Source organism: Mycetohabitans sp. B8 (assembly GCF_021991875.1).
Lineage (GTDB): Bacteria > Pseudomonadota > Gammaproteobacteria > Burkholderiales > Burkholderiaceae > Mycetohabitans.
In genome coordinates, this window is sequence record NZ_JAHLKR010000020.1 from 43587 (window position 1) to 59900 (window position 16314).

A 16314-nucleotide genomic window follows, 5' to 3' on the forward strand; every position below is an offset into this window, starting at 1 on the left:
TGGCCAGCCGCGTAATAAGGAGAAACGAAGATGTTGAAGCACTCCATGTGGATGGCCGTCGCGATGACGGTGGCATTGTCCAGCTGCGTGTTGGCCCCGGGACCGGCATTGGATTCGAACCGCATGCACGACGATCTAAGCAAACCGACTGATACGACGACCTACGACGTGAACCTGATCACCCCGGAACTCGTCTTCAAGCTCAAGGAGTCGGATGCGGCCGATGCGCGCGCGCGCGAGGCGAGCCTGCACGCGATGCCGGCCGATGAGGTGAGCGACTACCGGGTCGGGGTGAACGACGTGCTGGGCATCACCGTATGGGGGCATCCGGAGTTGACGCAAGGCGGCAATGCGGCGACGACTCCGCTGCCGGACACGGGCACACTGCAGGGCATGGGCAGCTTGGGCGCCGGCCAGCAGCAGCCGCAAAGCGCATTCAGCACCAATGGTCCGGGCGAGCTTGACGCGCAGGGTCAGCGGGTCGCCGCCGATGGCACGATCTTCTTTCCGTCGCTGGGCCGCGTGCGAGTCCTGGGACAGAGCACGGTGCAGATCTCGCGACTGTTGCATGACCGGTTGAAGGGCCGTCTGAAAGACCCGCAGATTGACGTGCGCGTGATCCAGTATCGCAGCCAGCAGGTACAGGTGACGGGGGGTGTGAAAAATCCGGGGCAGTTGTCGTTGACCGGCTCGGCGATGCGGGTAATCGATGCGATTAACCGTGCCGGCGGCGGTAATCCAGACGCGGATTTGCAGCGGGTGTTGGTGTCCCGTGGCGGCAAGGTGATCACGATCGATGCGACGCGGATACTGAACCGCGGCGATATGCGGCAGAACATCGTGTTGCAGAACGGCGACATCGTGAACGTGCCGGACAGGACGCAGAACCGCGTGTTCGTGATGGGCGAGGTGCCCAAGCCGCAGACGGTGTTTATGAACCAAGGCCAGTTGACGTTGGCTGACGCGCTGACCGCGGCCGGCAGTATTGATCCGGCCGGGGCGAACCCACGCCAGATCATCGTGATCCGCCATCCCAATCCGCCGCTCACGCAGATTTCCAACGGACAGGATGGCCTGGAGGAGGGCTTCAAGAAGGCCAGCTATGCGCCGGCCGACAACAAGCCGGAAATCTTCCGACTGGACATGACACAGGTCGATGCCATGATGCTGGCCACTGAGTTTGACATGAAGCCGCTGGACGTGGTCTACGTCGGCACCGCACCGGCTGCCCGCTTCAACCGCCTGCTTGCGCAAATCCTGCCTTCGGCCGAATCGTTCTACCTGGTCTGGTCGGTGGCGCACAACCGTTAACCATTGATCGGCGCAGATACCTGAGCATGATTCGAATTGATGGCAACGAGCGATAACTGAGGATTTCACATGGAAGCGCGACACATCGACATGGGCTATTTGCCGCCGTCGGGCGCAAGCGAGGGGCTCGTACCGCGAGACTTGGTTCGCGTGATCACTGACAACCTATGGGCCGTGGTCGGCATTGCGGCGGTGATCACGGTGCTGGCGAGCGCGTACGCATTCTTCGCCACGCCGCTGTATTCGGCAGACACCCTGGTGCAGGTCGAGGCGCCCAAGCAAAACGAGTTGGCAGACCTGGTCACCAAGCAGTCAAGCCAGAACAATAGCTCGCCGAACGGACCGCCGACGGAGACCGAGATGGCAATCGTCACCAGTCGCGCAGTCCTCGCGCCGGTGATTGCTCAGTACAAGCTGGACGTGCTCGTGACGCCGCATCGGTTTCCGGTGCTGGGCAAGATCGCCGAGGCGCTGGCCACGCGCGGCGAGCCGTCGCGGGCGTGGTTGGGCCTGTCTAAGTACGCATGGGGCGGCGAGTTGGTGGACATCGCCCAACTGAACGTGCCGCGCGAGTTGCAGGACAAGAAGCTTGAGCTCAAGGTGCTCGGCGCTCGGCGTTATCAGTTGCTGGACGAGCAGGGCAATCTACTGGTGAAGGGTATCGAGGGACAACTGGCGCAAGCCGGCCCGGTATCGATGCTGGTCGAGCGGCTGGCGGCGCGCGATGGCGAGACGTTGACAGTCGAGCGCCTGAATGAGATGACGGCGGTACGGCGCTTCATCAATCAGCTCAAGGTCGTGCAGGTCGGCAAGGAAACCGGCATTGTGCAGATCAGCTACGAGAACAGTGATCCGGCGTTGGCCACAGCGGTGGCCAATGCGGTGACGCAGAACTACATCGGCTCGCGTGTCACGCAGACGCAGGAAGAGGTGAGCAAGATGCTCGCGTTCATCAACAACGAGTTGCCGCGACTGCGCGACGACCTGAAGCAGGCCGAGGCGCAGTTGCAGTCGCATCGGGTCGCGTCTGGCTCGATGCAGGCGACGACCGAGAGCCAGAGCTATCTGCAAGGCAGCATCGAATTCGACCGACAAATCGCCGCGCTGAACCTGCAGCGTACTCAACTGCTGGATCGGTTCACGCCGCAAAGTCCTGAAGTCAAGACGGTCGATGTGCAGCTGGCGCAGTTGCGTGCAGCCAAGGGCAAGTTCGAGTCGCGTTTCGATTCGATGCCGAGCGCCGATCGGCAATCTGCCGATCTGGCGCGCGATGCGAAGGTGGCCGAGGAAATCTACGTGGCAATGGTCAATAAGGCGCACGAGCTGTCCGTATCGCGCGCCGGCACGGTAGGCAACGTGCATGTGATCGACACCGCGGTACAGTCTTCCACGCCAGTCAAGCCGCGACGCGCGTTGATCATTTCGGCCGCAATCGTGCTCGGCCTCATGCTTGGCGTGCTGTATGTGATATCGCGCCGCTATCTGTCGCAATCGGTCAGTGAGCCCGAGCAAATCGAAGGCAAGCTGCGCCTACCGGTGTTCGGTGCGGTATTGTTCAGCGACGAGCAGGTGCGGCTGGCGCGCACGCCGCCGCTGCCCGTGCTGCCCGGGGCACGCGAGCCGTCGCTGCACGACGACGCGCGCGGCGCGACGGCGCTGGTGGCGTCGCCCGATGCGGTGGCGGGCGGGTATCAGCCGCGTGCGCACGCCGGCGGGCTGCTGGCGGCCACGCGCCCACGCGATGTCGCGACCGAAGCGCTGCGCGGCATCCGCACGATGCTCAACTCGAAACTGCTCAGGGCCACGAACCGGATTGTGATGGTGACCGGCGCGACGCCCGGCACCGGCAAGAGCTTTATCTCCGCCAATCTCGCTTTGCTGTACGCGCAAGCGGGCAAGCGCGTCTTGCTGGTCGATGCGGATCTGCGCCGCGGCCGGCTGGGTATGGATTTCGGACTGCCCGCGAATACGGTGGGGTTGGCCGAGTTGCTCGGCGACGGATTGGCACCGGAACAGGCGATCCATCCGAGCAGTGTGGCCAACCTGTCGTTGCTGCCGGCCGGCGCACGTCCCGGCAACCCGTCAGAGCTGTTGGCGATGGCGCGCATGGCGGAGCAACTCACGCAGTTCAATGAACGGTATGACTGGGTGTTGGTCGACACGCCGCCGGTGCTGGCGGTTGCCGATGCGTCAATTGTCGCCGGCTACGCGGGCGCGACGGTGCTCGTGATGCGGGAGAATGCGCAGACTGAACTGGAAGTGCAGGAAACGCTCAAGCGCCTGGGCCGGGCCGGTGCCCAGGTGGCCGGCGCGATCTTCAACGGGATGTCAGCGCGCCGCAGCGACCGCCGCAGCTACGAGTACATCTACGCTTATACGCGGGAAGGCGATGCGTCGGCAGCCTGAGCATGAGTGTTCGCATGGCGGCGCCGCGCCGCTCACGGCCGTCTCGCCGCCGCGCGTGCAGGCCGCCGCTGGCGGCGACACGCTGGCGGGTGGACGCTGCCACGCGGCGCCGTTACCGGCGCCCATCGCGATCAATGGCAAGTTCACGTCGCAACGGCTCACTGGCGTACAGCGCGTGGCGCGCGAACTGACCGCGGCGTTATCGCAGCAGTGCGGCCCATCCGCTGCGTCGCCGTTGCTGCTGGTGCCCCGAGATCACATCGACAGCGAACTGCCGGCTGCCACACCGCGGCACGTGGTGCCGCATCTGCGCGGCATCCTCTGGGAGCAGTTCGCGCTGCCGTTCGCTGCTGGCCCCCGCACGCTGCTCAGCCTGTGCAACATCGGTCCGCTGTTCAAGCGCCGCCAGGTCCTGATGATCCACGACGCCGCCGTATTGGACTTGCCGCAAGGCTACTCGACCCCGTTCCGCCTGTGGTATCGCTTCGCGTTCACGCTGCTTAAGCGTAATGTGCGGCATATCCTCACGGTCTCGTCGTTCTCGAAGGGGCGCATCGCTGTGCAGCTTGGCGTGCCGCCTGAGCGCATTTCTGTGATTTCGCCCGGTGTCGACCATTTCGACCGGCTCGAGAGCGACTATGCCGTGCTGCAGCGGTTGAACCTGTCGTTTGACCGTTTCGTGCTGATCGTCGGCTCGCTAGCGCCGGGCAAAAATCTCGCGCGCATGCTGGAAGCGATCGCCTTACTCGAGCGCGAGCATCCGGAGCTCACATTTGTGATCGCCGGCGGGCAGAACGTGAAGGTGTTCGGCGCATCGTTGCCGCGCGCCGCCAGCGCCGCCAAGCACATCGTCTGGGCCGGTTACGTCAGCGATGGCGAGCTCAAGGCGTTGTACGAGAATGCGGCATGCTTCGTGTTTCCGTCGTTGTACGAAGGGTTTGGCCTACCGCCGCTGGAGGCGATGTACTGTGGCTGTCCGGTGATTGCTTCGCGCGAGGCGTCACTGCCCGAAGTGTGTGGTGACGCGGCGCTTTACTGCGACGCACATGATGCGGCTGACATTGCAGCGAAGATTGTCGAGTTGATGAGCGACGTCGAGCAGCGCCGCGTGATGCGCGAGAAGGGCCGCGCTCATGCGCAGCAGTATCGTTGGGATACGTCTGCGAGCCGCTTGCTGCGAGTGCTGCGCCAGTTCGGATGACGGCAGCACCGCGGCACACGACAGCCTGGCGGCGGACCCCTGCCTGAGCGTGCCCGAGCGGACAGTTGGCATCGCCGCCGCGCTCGCAGATCAACGCATGGGTGGAACGCGTGATCGGCGCGTTGCTGGAGTTAGGCCGCCGCGGTGCTTCACGTCGGCACTATGGGCGCGTGCTGCGTCAGCCAGCCTCGCCAGAGCGGGGGCGGGCGATGCCCAGCTTGGCTAGCCGCCGGTACAGTGTGGCACGCGACATGCCCAGTGCGCGCGCGGTGCGCGTTGCATGCCAGTGATGCTCAGCCAGTGCGTCTAGGACCCTGGATCGCTCGATGGCCAGCATATCGTAGGCATGCGTGTTGCCGAACCGCTCGCCCGTAGCATCGCCGTTCGTGGCGTGCCAGGCCACGCTTGCGTGCGGCGGATGCGGCGATTGCGCCAGGGTATCAAGCTGTGAGCGGACATCGGCCGGCAGGTGCGCTGCCGTGATCAACTGCGTATCGCAAAGTAGGCACGCGTAGCGCAGCACGTTGCGCAGTTGCCGGACATTGCCCGGCCACGGGTGGCGCGCCAGCCGTGCGAGCAGCGTGCTGTCGAGCGTAAGCGCACGGGGCACACGCCGGGCCTCGTCCTGGAATACGGAGACAATCACATCTTCGATATCGGCTCGATCGCGCAGTGCTGGCATCGTCAGCACGACGCCACTGAGCCGATAATACAGATCCTCGCGGAACCGCCCGGAGGCGACCATCGCGGCCAGGTCGCGGTGGGTCGCGCAAATCACGCTTAGATCAACCTGCACCGGTGTATCGGCACCCAACGGCAGCACCTCGCCTTCGGCGAGCACGCGTAGTAGCCGCGTTTGCAGATCGATCGGCATGTCGCCGATTTCATCGAGGAACAGCGTGCCGCCGTCGGCTTGCGCGATGCGCCCGCGCGCGCCTTTCGAGCGCGCGCCAGTGAATGCGCCAGGTGCGTAACCGAATAACTCGCTCTCGATCAGCGATTCCGGAATGGCGCCGCAGTTCACGGCAATAAAGGGTTGCTTGCTTCGTTCGCCGCACGCATGGACGGCCTTAGCGAACATTTCCTTGCCGGCGCCTGTTTCACCCAGGATCAGAATGGGTAGGTGTCCGCCCGACAGTCGCAACGCGATGCGCGCATTGCGTGCGATCACCGGGTCACGGCTGTCGAGAAATACGCGCATCAACGGCGGCGCCGAGTGCACCGATGCACCGTCGGCCGCGCGAGGCGGTACCGACAAGCTTGGCAGCGACGGTTGCCACGGCGACATGCTGGTCTGGGGCGCGCGTATTCGCGCGTACAGCATATCGCCCGACGCATGCGAGCGCAGTGCGGTCATGCGCTGCAGGCCGTCGATGGGAAACAGGTCCGTGTCACGCGCGTCGAACAGCATCGACAGATGCACGGGCGCGCCCGACGCGAGCATTGGAAACCGCTGCTTGGCCTCGCGGTTTGCCGCGACAAGGGTGCCACTGTCATCGAACGCAATCAGCACTTCTGGATTCACCTCGACAAAGTGCGGGTTGCCGTGACCGAGCAATAGCCAGTACTGCGCCGTCTGCTTCACGAAGTACCCATCTTCGATCAACTGCGCGGTATGCCGTACGAGTTGATGGACGATGCTTTGGCTATCCGGGCCATCGGGCGACTGCAGCGCGGACGCATCCACGACGCCGATCAGCTTGCCGTCCGGCGCGAGAATCGGTGCGGCGGTGCACGTGAGGGTCGTGAACAGCGAACGGAAATGATCGACCTTATGCACGGTCATCGGCGCGCATTCGGCGAGCGCGCTGCCGATGCCGCAGGTACCTTGCTCGCGCTCGGACCAGCAGGACCCGATGTACAGTCCCACCTCCTTATACTGACGGCGCAAATGCTGATCGATCCGGTAGTCGACCGTCACCCCTTGCGCGTTGGCCAGCAGCACGCAGTAGCCCGCGCTGCGCAGCGTGTCATGCAGGCGTGACAGGTATTGACCGGAGGCGAGCAGGAAATCCTCTTCCTGCTGCTGTATCTGCTTGAGCTCGTACGTCGTCAGGATCCGCGGCGATGCCGGTGACGTCGGATCGATGCCATACAGTTGCATTGACCTGTGCCACGACGACAGCAGCCGCGGGCTGGTATCCGGAAAGTCACTCGTGCCATTGCGGACCGCATCGATCACACGGTCCACGTGGGCGGTTTTCGGATCCCTTGCCATGAAGTCACCACCCTTCAGCCGTCATGCGCTTGGTTGTTCCGTCATATTCCGCAGGCATTCGAGGCCCGTATCCCGCCACCCGTCTTCCATTCACGAATGTATCAGTGTATCGATGTGTGAGACACGGCGTGCCGGGTCCATGAATCGCCCCGCCCGCCCCGTCAATTGCGGCCAGCGGCCCGAGGTGCGTGCATCCCACGCTCGGCCGGCGGTACGGCATGAGTCAAAAGTGTCTCAAGCCAACGTCTGCGTGTGAGCATGCCGAAACTCGCAAACGTTTGCAAGAGTTCGCTTTTCACGACAGCTCAACACTCATGGCACAGTCGTTGCTTTTAATGGCGTGCATCGGACAGCGATCATTGCTTCGCCGTCAGATAAATGAAATAAGTTGAAAGAATAATGAAATGTTAGCGTAAGTCGTTGCCCGCAGCAATGGGCCGGTGTGTTTCAGTGCGACGTGGGTAGGCGCTAAAACCTTATGGACTACTATGTTTTGTGCCATTGATCGAGATCGTGACTCGCTCCAGTCACCGCGTGCGGGGCAAATGGGCGCCCCCGTTAACGCCACGTGCCCGTTGGACGGCGCCGCCGCGAGCTTGGCCGTTGCAGTGCTGATTCAGGATGGGGAGCTTTATGCGCGTGTGAAGACTGCGCTGCAGCAATACGGGATCGCCTGCCGCCCATTCGTTGACGACATTTCGCTGGTCCGTGCAGTATCCCGCCAGGCATTCAGTGCGGTGCTGCTCGATGCGACGGCGGGCGTTGATCCGTTGCATCCCGTCCTGGCGCACCGGCTGTGCTATCGCGCGCCGCAGATGCCTGTGATCCTGATTGGTGTGGCAGGCGATGTGGTGAGCAGCACGGCAGTGCTCGAATCGGGCGCCGACGATGTCGTGCTGGCGCCGGTTAACGCGCGCGATTTGATGACCCGGCTGCAACTCGCGATACTGCGTCATTGCCGCGACGAGCGCGCGCGCGAAGGCCGGCAGCCTGTATTGCAACGTGGCGAGTACCGGCTGGATCGGGGCGTGTGCACCGTATCGGTGCGGGATAGACAGGTGCGGCTTACGCCGCGCGAATTTGAGCTCGCCTGGATGCTGTTCTCGAACGAAGGTGAATACGTCAGCCGCGAGCATATCGCGCGCACGATATGGGCCGGTTCCGACAAGCGCGTCGATGGCGCGCTGGATCAGCACATTTACAAGCTGCGCAAGAAGCTCGCGCTTAACGGCGAGAACGGATGGGCGATTCAGCCGCTATACGGGCACGGGTACCGCATCGTCGCGCTGGATGCGAGGGGGCCGCGGCAGGCGGCGTGAGTGGTGCCACGTCGGCTCGGCAACGGCGGATTAGTCCTCGATGCGCAGGCCGACCTTCAGGCTGACCTGCCAGTGAATGACCTTGCCGTTCTCAATATGGCCGCGCGTGTCGGTGACCTCAAACCAATGCAGGTTGCGCAAGGTCTGCGACGCCTTCTCGATTGCGTTCTCGATGGCGTGCTGGATGGATTGTGTCGACGATCCGGTCAACTCGATCTGTTTATATACGTGGTCACTCATGGTCTTCTCCCGGTAAGGTGAACAGCGCTGTGTTCAGTCTCGTATGTTCGTAGCACGGCCTATGCCAGCCCTGCGCGCCGCGTGGGTGGCGGTGCGCCAATAAGGCACAACGCACAAGGCACGGCCAGGCACGAGACGACACGAGAGGGCGCGACAACGCAGCGAGGCCAATCCGCGTGGCGCACGCCGTGGCCACGCATGCTGTCGCCGCGATCGCCGCTTGCCGGCTGACGACGCGGCGCGGAGGGGTCCCGCAAATGGATGACGGGCGTAAGCCGGGCCATTGTCTCCGACATGAAGGACAAGCTTGACACGGGCTCCGGCGTCGATAGGGGTGACAACAGCACGCTCGAAAAACGGCGCATCATCGTGCCTCCTGCGGCGACTGGGTTTCGTCGTTACGCACGCGGAACCACGTAGCGTACAGCGCGGGCAGGTAGAACAGCGTCAATACGGTGGCGCTGGTGATGCCGCCCATCAGCGCTGTCGCCATTGGGCCGAAGAAATTGCTGCGCAGCAGCGGGATCAGCGCCAGCACTGCAGCGGCGGCAGTCAGGGTGATGGGTCTGAAACGGCGCACCGTCGCGCCGACGATGGCAGCAAGACGGCCATGTCCGGCCGCGATATCCTGCTCGATCTGGTCGACCAGGATCACGGAGTTACGCATGATGATGCCGAACATCGCGATCACGCCAAGCAGCGCGACAAAGCCGAACGGCTGGCCAAACGCGAGCAGCGCGGCGACCACGCCGATCAGCCCGAGCGGTGCGGTGAGCATCACCATCATCACGCGTGAGAAGCTCTGCAGCTGGATCATCAGCAAGGTCAGCACAGCGATGATCATTAGCGGCAGTTGCGCATTGATCGATGCTTGCGCTTTCGCGTTTTCCTCGACCGAGCCGCCGACCTCGATGCGGTAGCCTACCGGCAGCTTCGCACGCAGCCCCGCCAATGCCTTGTCGATTGACTGGGTGACGTCAATGCCCTGTACGCCGCCACGCACATCGGATTGCACCGTGATCGTCGGTTGCCGATCGCGCTCCCAGATCACCGCGTATTCGAGCCCGTACGACAGTCGCCCGAGCGTGCCGAGCGGCACTGGCCCGGACGGCGTGGGCATCGCCAGCGACGCGAGCGCCGACGGGTCAACACGCTCGTTGCGGGGCGCGCGCAAGTCCACTTCGATTAGCTTGTCGCGCTCGCGGTATTGCGTGACAGTGTAGCCGGACAGCGACATCTGCAGGAAGCTAGCAATATCCTGCGACGATACGCCTAACTCGCGAGCCTTGGCTTGGTCGACCACCCAATGCACCGAGCGTTGCCCGGGCTCGTCCCAATCGAATTGAACATTGCGCGTGCGAGCGTCGTCCTGCATCACCGAGGCGACTTGCGTGGCGATGGCGCGTACCGTCGCGATGTCGTCGCCGCTGATGCGGAATTGCACCGGATAGCCGATCGGCGGGCCGTTCTCTAGTCGGGACAGCCGCGTGCGAACATCACTGAAGTCGGTCGTGAGCTTGTCGTCGAGCAAGCGCGCGAGCGCGTCACGATCCTGGACGGACTTTGCGGTGATGACGAACTGCGCGAAGTTGGGCAGTTGCAGTTGCTGGTCTAGCGGCAGGTAGAAGCGCGGCGCGCCGCTGCCCACGAAGCTGATCGCATGGTCGATCTCCGGCCGCCCTTTGAGCAGCGCCTCGATGCGCTGCGTTTCCCGCAACGTCGCGTCGAATGATGCGCTTTCGTTCAGCCGCACGTCGATCAACAACTCTGGCCGGTCCGAACTCGGGAAGAACTGCTGCGCGACTAGCCCGAAGCCGCCGAGCGCGACTAAGAAAAGCACGAACGTCACGGCTAGCACGACGAAGCGGTGCTTGACGCACCAGGTGATCCATACGCGCAGGCGTGCGTAAAAGCGCGTGTCGTAGATATCGTGCTCTTGTTCTTGTTCTTGTTCTTGTTCTTGTTCTTGCCTATTCCGTTGCTTGTGTCCGTGTACCGGCTTTTGCTCGCGTTCGTCTGCGTGCCTCTGCGCTTCGGGAACGGCGGGCCGCTTGCGCTCGGGCAGCATGTGATAGCCGAGCAGTGGGATCACGATCACCGCGGCGAGCCACGATAACAGCAACGCGATCGCTGATACCTCAAAGATCGAGCGGGTGTATTCGCCGGTGGTGGACTTGGCCAACGCAATGGGTAGGAAACCGGACACGGTGACCAGCGTGCCGGTGAGCATTGGAAACGCGGTGCTGGTGTACGCGAATGCAGCGGCTTTCGCGCGGCTCCACCCTTGTTCAAGCTTGACTGCCATCATCTCGACCGCAATGATCGCATCATCGACCAGCAAGCCGAGGGCGAGCACCAGCGTGCCAAGCGATACCTTATGTAGCCCGATATTGAACAGGCCCATCACCAGTGCGGTCACGGCTAGCACGATTGGGATCGAGATGACCACGACCATCCCGGTGCGCAGCCCGAGCGATACGAGGCTGACCACCAGCACGATGCCGACCGCCTCGGCGACGGCCTCCATAAAGTCATCCACGGAATGCGACACGGCATGCGGCATGCTGGAGACCTCGGTCAGTGCCAGCCCGGCAGGCAACTGCGTGCGCAACTGCGCGACGCGCGCGTCCAGCGCCTTGCCGAGCTTGATCACGTCGCCGTCTGGCTGCATCGTCACGCCGATGCCGAGCACCGGGCGGCCGTTGAAGCGCATCTGCGTGACCGGCGGATCATCGTAGTCGCGGCGGATTGTGGCGATGTCGCCCAGCCGGAACGAACGGTTGTTGATGCGCACCAGTGTATCGGCGAGCGCGTCAACATGATTGTATTGGCCGCTCGGTCGCACGAATACGCGATCATCGGCGGTGGTCAGCACGCCGGCCGCCACGACGGCGTTTTGCGTGTTGATCGCATGGGCGAGTTGTTGGGGGCTGATACTGAGCCGGGACAACTGCGCGTTCGAAATCTCGATATAGATGTGCTGGTTCGGATCGCCGAAGTAATCGACTTTTGCGACGCCGGGTACGCGCAGCAACTCGCCGCGCAACTGGTCCGCGTAGTCGTGCAGCTGCGCGGCGGAAAACCCGTCGCCCTCCAGCGCATAGATGTTCGTGTAGACGTCACCGAACTCGTCGTTGAAAAAGGGTCCCTGCACGCCGGGCGGCAAGGTATGGGCGATGTCGCCGATCTTCTTGCGGATTTGGTACCACGTGTCTGGCACGGCCGAGGCCGGAGCCGAATCCTTAATCGTGAAGAACAGCAGCGACTCACCAGGGCGTGAGTAGCTGCGCAGGAAGTCGATCTTTGGGGTTTCCTGTAGCTTGCGTGCGATCCGGTCGGTGATTTGCTGCTGGACCTGCTGGGCATCAGCGCCGGGCCACCGTGTCTGGATCACCATCACCTTGAAGGTGAACGGCGGATCTTCCGATTGCGATAGATTCCGGTACGACAGGATGCCGGCAAGCGTGACTAGCACCAGCACGAAGACCACCAATGCCTGGTGCCGCAGTGTCCAGGCGGATAGGTTGAAGCGTCCTTCGTCGTGCGCATGACCGGGCGGTTTGTATTGAGCGCCGGTCATAGCGCGAAATCCTCCGGATGCAGCGGCGCGACGGGCTTGACCTGTTCGCCCGCGCTGACCGTGTGCACGCCGCGTAGCACGACGCGCTCGCCGTCGGTCAGTCCGGCGCTGACCACCACGGTGCGTTCGGTGTAGTGCGACACCGTGACCGGCCGCAGCTCCAGCGTGCCCACGTCCTGTTTGCGCGCATCGCGCGGCTGGCCGGCGTCGCGTGACGCGGCATTGGCACGAATCACCCATACCGCGGGGCGTTCGTTTTGATGGAACAGCGCGGTGGCGGGCAGGACGATGTCATGGCTGACCGCGCGCGTGGCGTGCGGCTGGAAGGCCACGCGGGCGGTCATGCCCAGGCGTACCGTGTCGGCGCCGCCGCGGGGCAACTCGAGCGTGAGCTTGGCGCGATAGGTCCGGCTGGCCGGATCGGCGGACGGCGCCAACTCGCGCAGCGTCGCGGTGAACGCCTGGCCAGGCAACGCGGCAAGCGTGACATGGGCCTTTGTGCCGGGACCGATGAAGGCCAGTGTGCGCTCCGGCAGGTCGCAGATCACGTCCAGCGCGCCAGACCACGCGAGTTGGTAGACCGCTTGTCCGGCCGATAGGTTCTGTCCAGTGTCCGCCAGTTCCTGCGTGATCACCCCCTCGTGGTCGGCGGCGAGCGTAGTGTAGCCGAGCTGATCCTTTGCCAGCGCGGCTTGCTGAGCGGCGGCATCGCGCTGCGCGAGGGCCGCGGCATGGTTGTCTTCGGTTTGCTCGAGTTGCAGTTTGCTGATCAGGTTTAACTGCGCCTGCGCGCGGTCGCGCTTGAGTTGCTGTCGCGCGAACAGCAGCCGGTGCTCGGCCGCGCTCAACTGTGCGGCGGCGCTTGCAGCGTTCTTACGCGCATCGGCGGGATCGAGTTGCGCGACGATCTGCCCGGCGCGTACGGCGTCGCCCAGATGGACCCGGCGCTCGATCAGTTTGCCGCTGACGCGAAACGACAGCGGCGTCGAGAATCGCGCGGCCACTTCGCCGGGGACGATTGTCGCGGCAACGGCGCCGGCTGTGGCGCTGTGCACGGTGGCCGCCACGACCGGTCGAGCCGGCATGGCCGGGGCGGCACGGTCGCGGCACGCGTTAAGCAGCACGAGCGCACCCAGCGCGCTGGCGACGGCGGTCGTGCACGGCGCCAGGCGCGGGCGACGACGCGGGGCGGAATGCAAAACGAGAGCTTTCACGGCAACTCCGGCGAGAGGCGACGGACGCAATGAGCCGATGCGTCGCCCGGACACGCCTGTGATGCGCGTGACGTCGCACCCGCCCGCTGAATACTAAATCGTATTTTAATGCACTGTTGTATCCAGATGCAAAAGTGTATTGACGTGGCCGATGGTGATATCATGCGGCCATGTCGACGTCTCGTGCTCGCCCCCGTACCCGGCTCACGCGAGAGCAAAGCCGGGAGCAGACGCGTCAGCGCCTGATGGACGCTGCGCAGACGCTTTTCATGAAAAAAGGATTCGACGCGTCCAGTGTCGAGGATGTCGCCGCGGCAGCCGGCTACACGCGCGGGGCGTTCTATTCAAACTTCAAGGACAAGGCGGAGTTGCTGCTGGCGTTGCTGAAGCGCGATCAGGGCGATATTCAGCAGGCGTTGCAGCGCATTTTCGATCTACAGGGCAGCGCGCAGGACATCGAGGCGCGGATTCTGACGTACTACAGTACGCTGTACTGCGAAAACAAGTGTTTCCTAGTGTGGATGCAGGCGCGGTTGTTGGCCACGCGTGACGCGAAGTTTCGTGCGCGGCTCAATGCGCTGTCGAAACAGACCCGCGCGGACATCGCGTATTTCATCGATGCGTTCTGCGCGCGTCTGGGCATCAGGCCAATCGTGCCGGCCGCACAACTTGCGCTTGGCCTGATGGCCTTGTGCGACGGCATCCAGTGCTTCCATGCGTCGGACCCGCACGTGACCAACGAAATGGCAGAGAACGTGCTGGCAGCGTTCTTCGGTGCGGCGGTGTTCGGCCATCGGGCGGGGAGCCTCGCTGAGCGTGTCGCCGCGCGTGTACGCTAAGCGGACAGGCCGGGGCCCGCCGCACTGCCGATCCAGCGCGCGACCGACTGCGGATCCGGGTAGTCACGCTCGGGTAGTGCCTGCAGCGCGAGTAGCACGTCGTTGCTGGCACCTGCCGAGCAGGCGGCGGCTACTAGCGCGTCGCGCGTGGCCGGGTAGCGCACATCTCGCAGCGTCTGGCTGATTTGCTGGTCGATTGGGTCGGTGGCGTTCATTCGTCAAGTTTCCAGGCGAGGCAACGGGCGGGCAGCAGGCGCATGGGTGATACTGTGCTGCTCATGTTCGGATCTTGACATGCCGTGCAGGCCTCGCGGCAGCGTCCGGTCGGGGCGTCGGCAACTCAATGGTCTGCCAGTGCTCGATCGGCACGGCACCGTCCCTCTGTGGCACGCCAGGAACGGCGGACGATACCGTGCTGCCGGCGTGTCGCGCGTGCGGAGCATGGACCACGTCGGGTACACCGTTGTCGCCCGGCACGACGGCGATGAGCGGCGTGCTGACGATGGCCGCGGCCAACGCCGCCATCGGAGGTGACATGAATGGATTCATGGTGTAGGCCCTCCACTGAAGCGCGATAGCGATGCTTGCGCAACCTATGTGCCCGCGTTCCGCGAGGGTGCGCCGCGCCGCGCGCCGGCAGGTGATTAACGGACCGCGTCGAACAGTATCCAAGGCTGGGACGCGCGATCGCGCATGTAACCGTTGAGCCAATTCCACTGTGGATGGCGGCGCATAAACGCTTGTGCGTCGAACGGCCGGCCGCATGGGTGACCCCAACGCGCCCACAATTCGAGCCGCACCGCCATGTCGCTGTCGACCACCTTGCCGTCGTTGGCGCCCCATGGATTGAACGGACCATGATCGGCGCCGCCAAAGCGGGCGTCGTCCAGTTCCAGGTGGCCGCAGAGGGTGCGCGAGCTTGGATGATCGTCGCGGTCGAGGTACACATCGTAATGGTCGGCGATGATTTCCTTGGCCAGTTCGGCATCGATTCGGCCTCGGTGCTTTTCCATCAATTGCATCCAGCGCAGCCGGCGCGCGCCATTGCGTCGCACGTCGTTATAGTCATCCCCCTCGCTGATGCATTCTTGGTTGCGGATCTTTAAGTCGTTGGCCGTGTTGAAGCCGCTGTAAAAGCCGTCCGTGGTGGCCTCGAACCCGGAATAATGTAGCCCGAGCTCATAGCGCGCAATTTCGCCGGTTTTGGTGTCGCCGAGCAGCCAGCTATTCACGTAGCCGCCGTTGTTGTCAGTCGCAAAGCGCTCGCACCACGAACCGATGCTATCTGCGTACTGTGTTGCCTTGCGCGAACGGTAGAACTCCGGCGAGCCGGAGGGGTTGTAGCCGACAAAATTGGAGATCGTCGTCTCGGTCACCATGAGGCCCGCTGACGTAATCCAAAAGTCCGTTAAGCTGGAGATGCAGCCGGGCAGCCCCTGCATGAGAATTCGGTTGCCCTCGTCGGGCACGATATCGAAGATCACGTTAAACGCATCGCCGGCCGCATAGCGGTCCCACGAGTTGTGCGCCATCACGATGCGACCATCGCGCGTGGCGCTGCCGGTTGCAATGAACGCACTGCAGTGATGGCCGAGGCGCCCGCGCCATGGCTTGCCGGCGAGTTGCGGCCGTGTTTGGCTGACATGCGCGGGCCACCAGCTTTGCAGCAGTTCCATGTAGCCGTTCCAGGCGAGCACCTGTTCGTAGGGCACCTGCGCGCCATCGGCAATGCCGCGCATCTCGGCGGTGAACTCGTCATCGACACGGTCGGTGAACTGGTCGATGGCGGCGTTCACGAAGGTGTCGAACTCCTCGCCGGTATCCCACTTGACCAGATATTGCGCGGTGCGGATCGCGCTGTTGATCTCGCGGGCAAGCAACTGGCCGTGCTGTAGGCCACGTTCGTACGGCGCACCTTCGATATGCACGAAGATCCAGCCAGCCTGGTCGCGCCGCTGCGCAGGAGTCGATTGTTCAGACATATCG

12 protein-coding genes are annotated in these 16314 nt (G+C 63.6%); 5 read left to right on the forward strand and 7 right to left on the reverse strand.

Translation table 11 applies throughout. The features are described 5' to 3' along the window. Positions 1 to 30: 30 nt before the first annotated feature. From KQH60_RS12845 to KQH60_RS12855, 3 genes are all read left to right on the forward strand, one after another. A complete protein-coding gene (locus KQH60_RS12845) occupies positions 31 to 1311 on the forward strand; it encodes a polysaccharide biosynthesis/export family protein (RefSeq protein WP_237576823.1) in 1281 nt (426 codons plus the stop codon). 69 nt (positions 1312 to 1380) lie between these two features. Beyond that, entirely contained in the window at positions 1381 to 3717 is a 2337-nt protein-coding gene (locus KQH60_RS12850) for a polysaccharide biosynthesis tyrosine autokinase (protein WP_237576824.1), read from the forward strand. After that, positions 3701 to 4918 carry a glycosyltransferase family 1 protein gene (locus KQH60_RS12855; protein WP_237576825.1) on the forward strand — a complete coding sequence of 406 codons (1218 nt, stop codon included), beginning with the start codon at positions 3701 to 3703 and terminating at the stop codon, positions 4916 to 4918. Before KQH60_RS12850 ends, KQH60_RS12855 begins: the two co-directional genes overlap by 17 nt. Positions 4919 to 5096: 178 nt before the next feature. On the opposite strand, the gene KQH60_RS12860 is transcribed toward KQH60_RS12855, so the two are convergent. Further along, complete coding sequence (locus KQH60_RS12860; protein WP_237576826.1) at positions 5097 to 7136, reverse strand: sigma-54-dependent Fis family transcriptional regulator; 2040 nt, start codon at positions 7134 to 7136, stop codon at positions 5097 to 5099. 545 nt (positions 7137 to 7681) lie between these two features. Here KQH60_RS12860 and KQH60_RS12865 point away from each other — a divergent pair. Further along, on the forward strand, positions 7682 to 8455 hold the full coding sequence (locus KQH60_RS12865) for a response regulator transcription factor (protein WP_237576827.1): 774 nt from the start codon (positions 7682 to 7684) through the stop codon (positions 8453 to 8455). A gap of 30 nt (positions 8456 to 8485) precedes the next feature. On the opposite strand, the gene KQH60_RS12870 is transcribed toward KQH60_RS12865, so the two are convergent. The 3 genes from KQH60_RS12870 to KQH60_RS12880 form a co-directional block, all read right to left on the reverse strand. After that, positions 8486 to 8695 carry a dodecin gene (locus KQH60_RS12870; protein ID WP_237576828.1) on the reverse strand — a complete coding sequence of 70 codons (210 nt, stop codon included), beginning with the start codon at positions 8693 to 8695 and terminating at the stop codon, positions 8486 to 8488. 364 nt (positions 8696 to 9059) lie between these two features. Continuing rightward, a complete protein-coding gene (locus tag KQH60_RS12875) occupies positions 9060 to 12275 on the reverse strand; it encodes an efflux RND transporter permease subunit (protein ID WP_237576829.1) in 3216 nt (1071 codons plus the stop codon). Beyond that, positions 12272 to 13411, reverse strand: coding sequence for an efflux RND transporter periplasmic adaptor subunit (locus tag KQH60_RS12880; protein ID WP_237576862.1), 1140 nt, complete (start codon positions 13409 to 13411; stop codon positions 12272 to 12274). The genes KQH60_RS12875 and KQH60_RS12880 overlap by 4 nt, the downstream gene beginning before the upstream one ends. 248 nt (positions 13412 to 13659) lie before the next feature. Between KQH60_RS12880 and KQH60_RS12885 the strand changes: the two genes are divergently transcribed. After that, positions 13660 to 14328: a TetR/AcrR family transcriptional regulator gene (locus KQH60_RS12885; RefSeq protein WP_237576830.1), complete on the forward strand. Its 669-nt coding sequence runs from the start codon at positions 13660 to 13662 to the stop codon at positions 14326 to 14328. Here the strand turns inward: KQH60_RS12885 and KQH60_RS12890 are convergent. The 3 genes from KQH60_RS12890 to KQH60_RS12900 all read right to left on the reverse strand — a co-directional run bounded on the left by KQH60_RS12890 (position 14325) and on the right by KQH60_RS12900 (position 16310). Beyond that, positions 14325 to 14543, reverse strand: a complete 219-nt coding sequence (locus KQH60_RS12890) for a DUF2795 domain-containing protein (protein ID WP_237576831.1) — start codon at positions 14541 to 14543, stop codon at positions 14325 to 14327. The two genes, KQH60_RS12885 and KQH60_RS12890, sit on opposite strands and share 4 nt — an antisense overlap. Positions 14544 to 14604: 61 nt before the next feature. Then, positions 14605 to 14865 carry a hypothetical protein gene (locus KQH60_RS12895; protein ID WP_237576832.1) on the reverse strand — a complete coding sequence of 87 codons (261 nt, stop codon included), beginning with the start codon at positions 14863 to 14865 and terminating at the stop codon, positions 14605 to 14607. A 107-nt stretch (positions 14866 to 14972) separates the two neighbouring features. After that, positions 14973 to 16310: a C45 family peptidase gene (locus KQH60_RS12900; protein WP_237576833.1), complete on the reverse strand. Its 1338-nt coding sequence runs from the start codon at positions 16308 to 16310 to the stop codon at positions 14973 to 14975. Positions 16311 to 16314 lie beyond the last annotated feature (4 nt).

Excerpts from the sequence above, each read along its gene's own strand:
- KQH60_RS12845 (WP_237576823.1), top strand. The coding sequence starts at position 31 with ATGTTGAAGCACTCCATGTGGATGGCCGTCGCGATGACGGTGGCATTG.
- KQH60_RS12850 (WP_237576824.1), top strand. The coding sequence starts at position 1,381 with ATGGAAGCGCGACACATCGACATGGGCTATTTGCCGCCGTCGGGCGCA.
- KQH60_RS12855 (WP_237576825.1), top strand. The coding sequence starts at position 3,701 with ATGCGTCGGCAGCCTGAGCATGAGTGTTCGCATGGCGGCGCCGCGCCG.
- KQH60_RS12860 (WP_237576826.1), bottom strand. The coding sequence starts at position 7,136 with ATGGCAAGGGATCCGAAAACCGCCCACGTGGACCGTGTGATCGATGCG.
- KQH60_RS12865 (WP_237576827.1), top strand. The coding sequence starts at position 7,682 with ATGGGCGCCCCCGTTAACGCCACGTGCCCGTTGGACGGCGCCGCCGCG.
- KQH60_RS12870 (WP_237576828.1), bottom strand. The coding sequence starts at position 8,695 with ATGAGTGACCACGTATATAAACAGATCGAGTTGACCGGATCGTCGACA.
- KQH60_RS12875 (WP_237576829.1), bottom strand. The coding sequence starts at position 12,275 with ATGACCGGCGCTCAATACAAACCGCCCGGTCATGCGCACGACGAAGGA.
- KQH60_RS12885 (WP_237576830.1), top strand. The coding sequence starts at position 13,660 with ATGTCGACGTCTCGTGCTCGCCCCCGTACCCGGCTCACGCGAGAGCAA.
- KQH60_RS12890 (WP_237576831.1), bottom strand. The coding sequence starts at position 14,543 with ATGAACGCCACCGACCCAATCGACCAGCAAATCAGCCAGACGCTGCGA.
- KQH60_RS12895 (WP_237576832.1), bottom strand. The coding sequence starts at position 14,865 with ATGTCACCTCCGATGGCGGCGTTGGCCGCGGCCATCGTCAGCACGCCG.
- KQH60_RS12900 (WP_237576833.1), bottom strand. The coding sequence starts at position 16,310 with ATGTCTGAACAATCGACTCCTGCGCAGCGGCGCGACCAGGCTGGCTGG.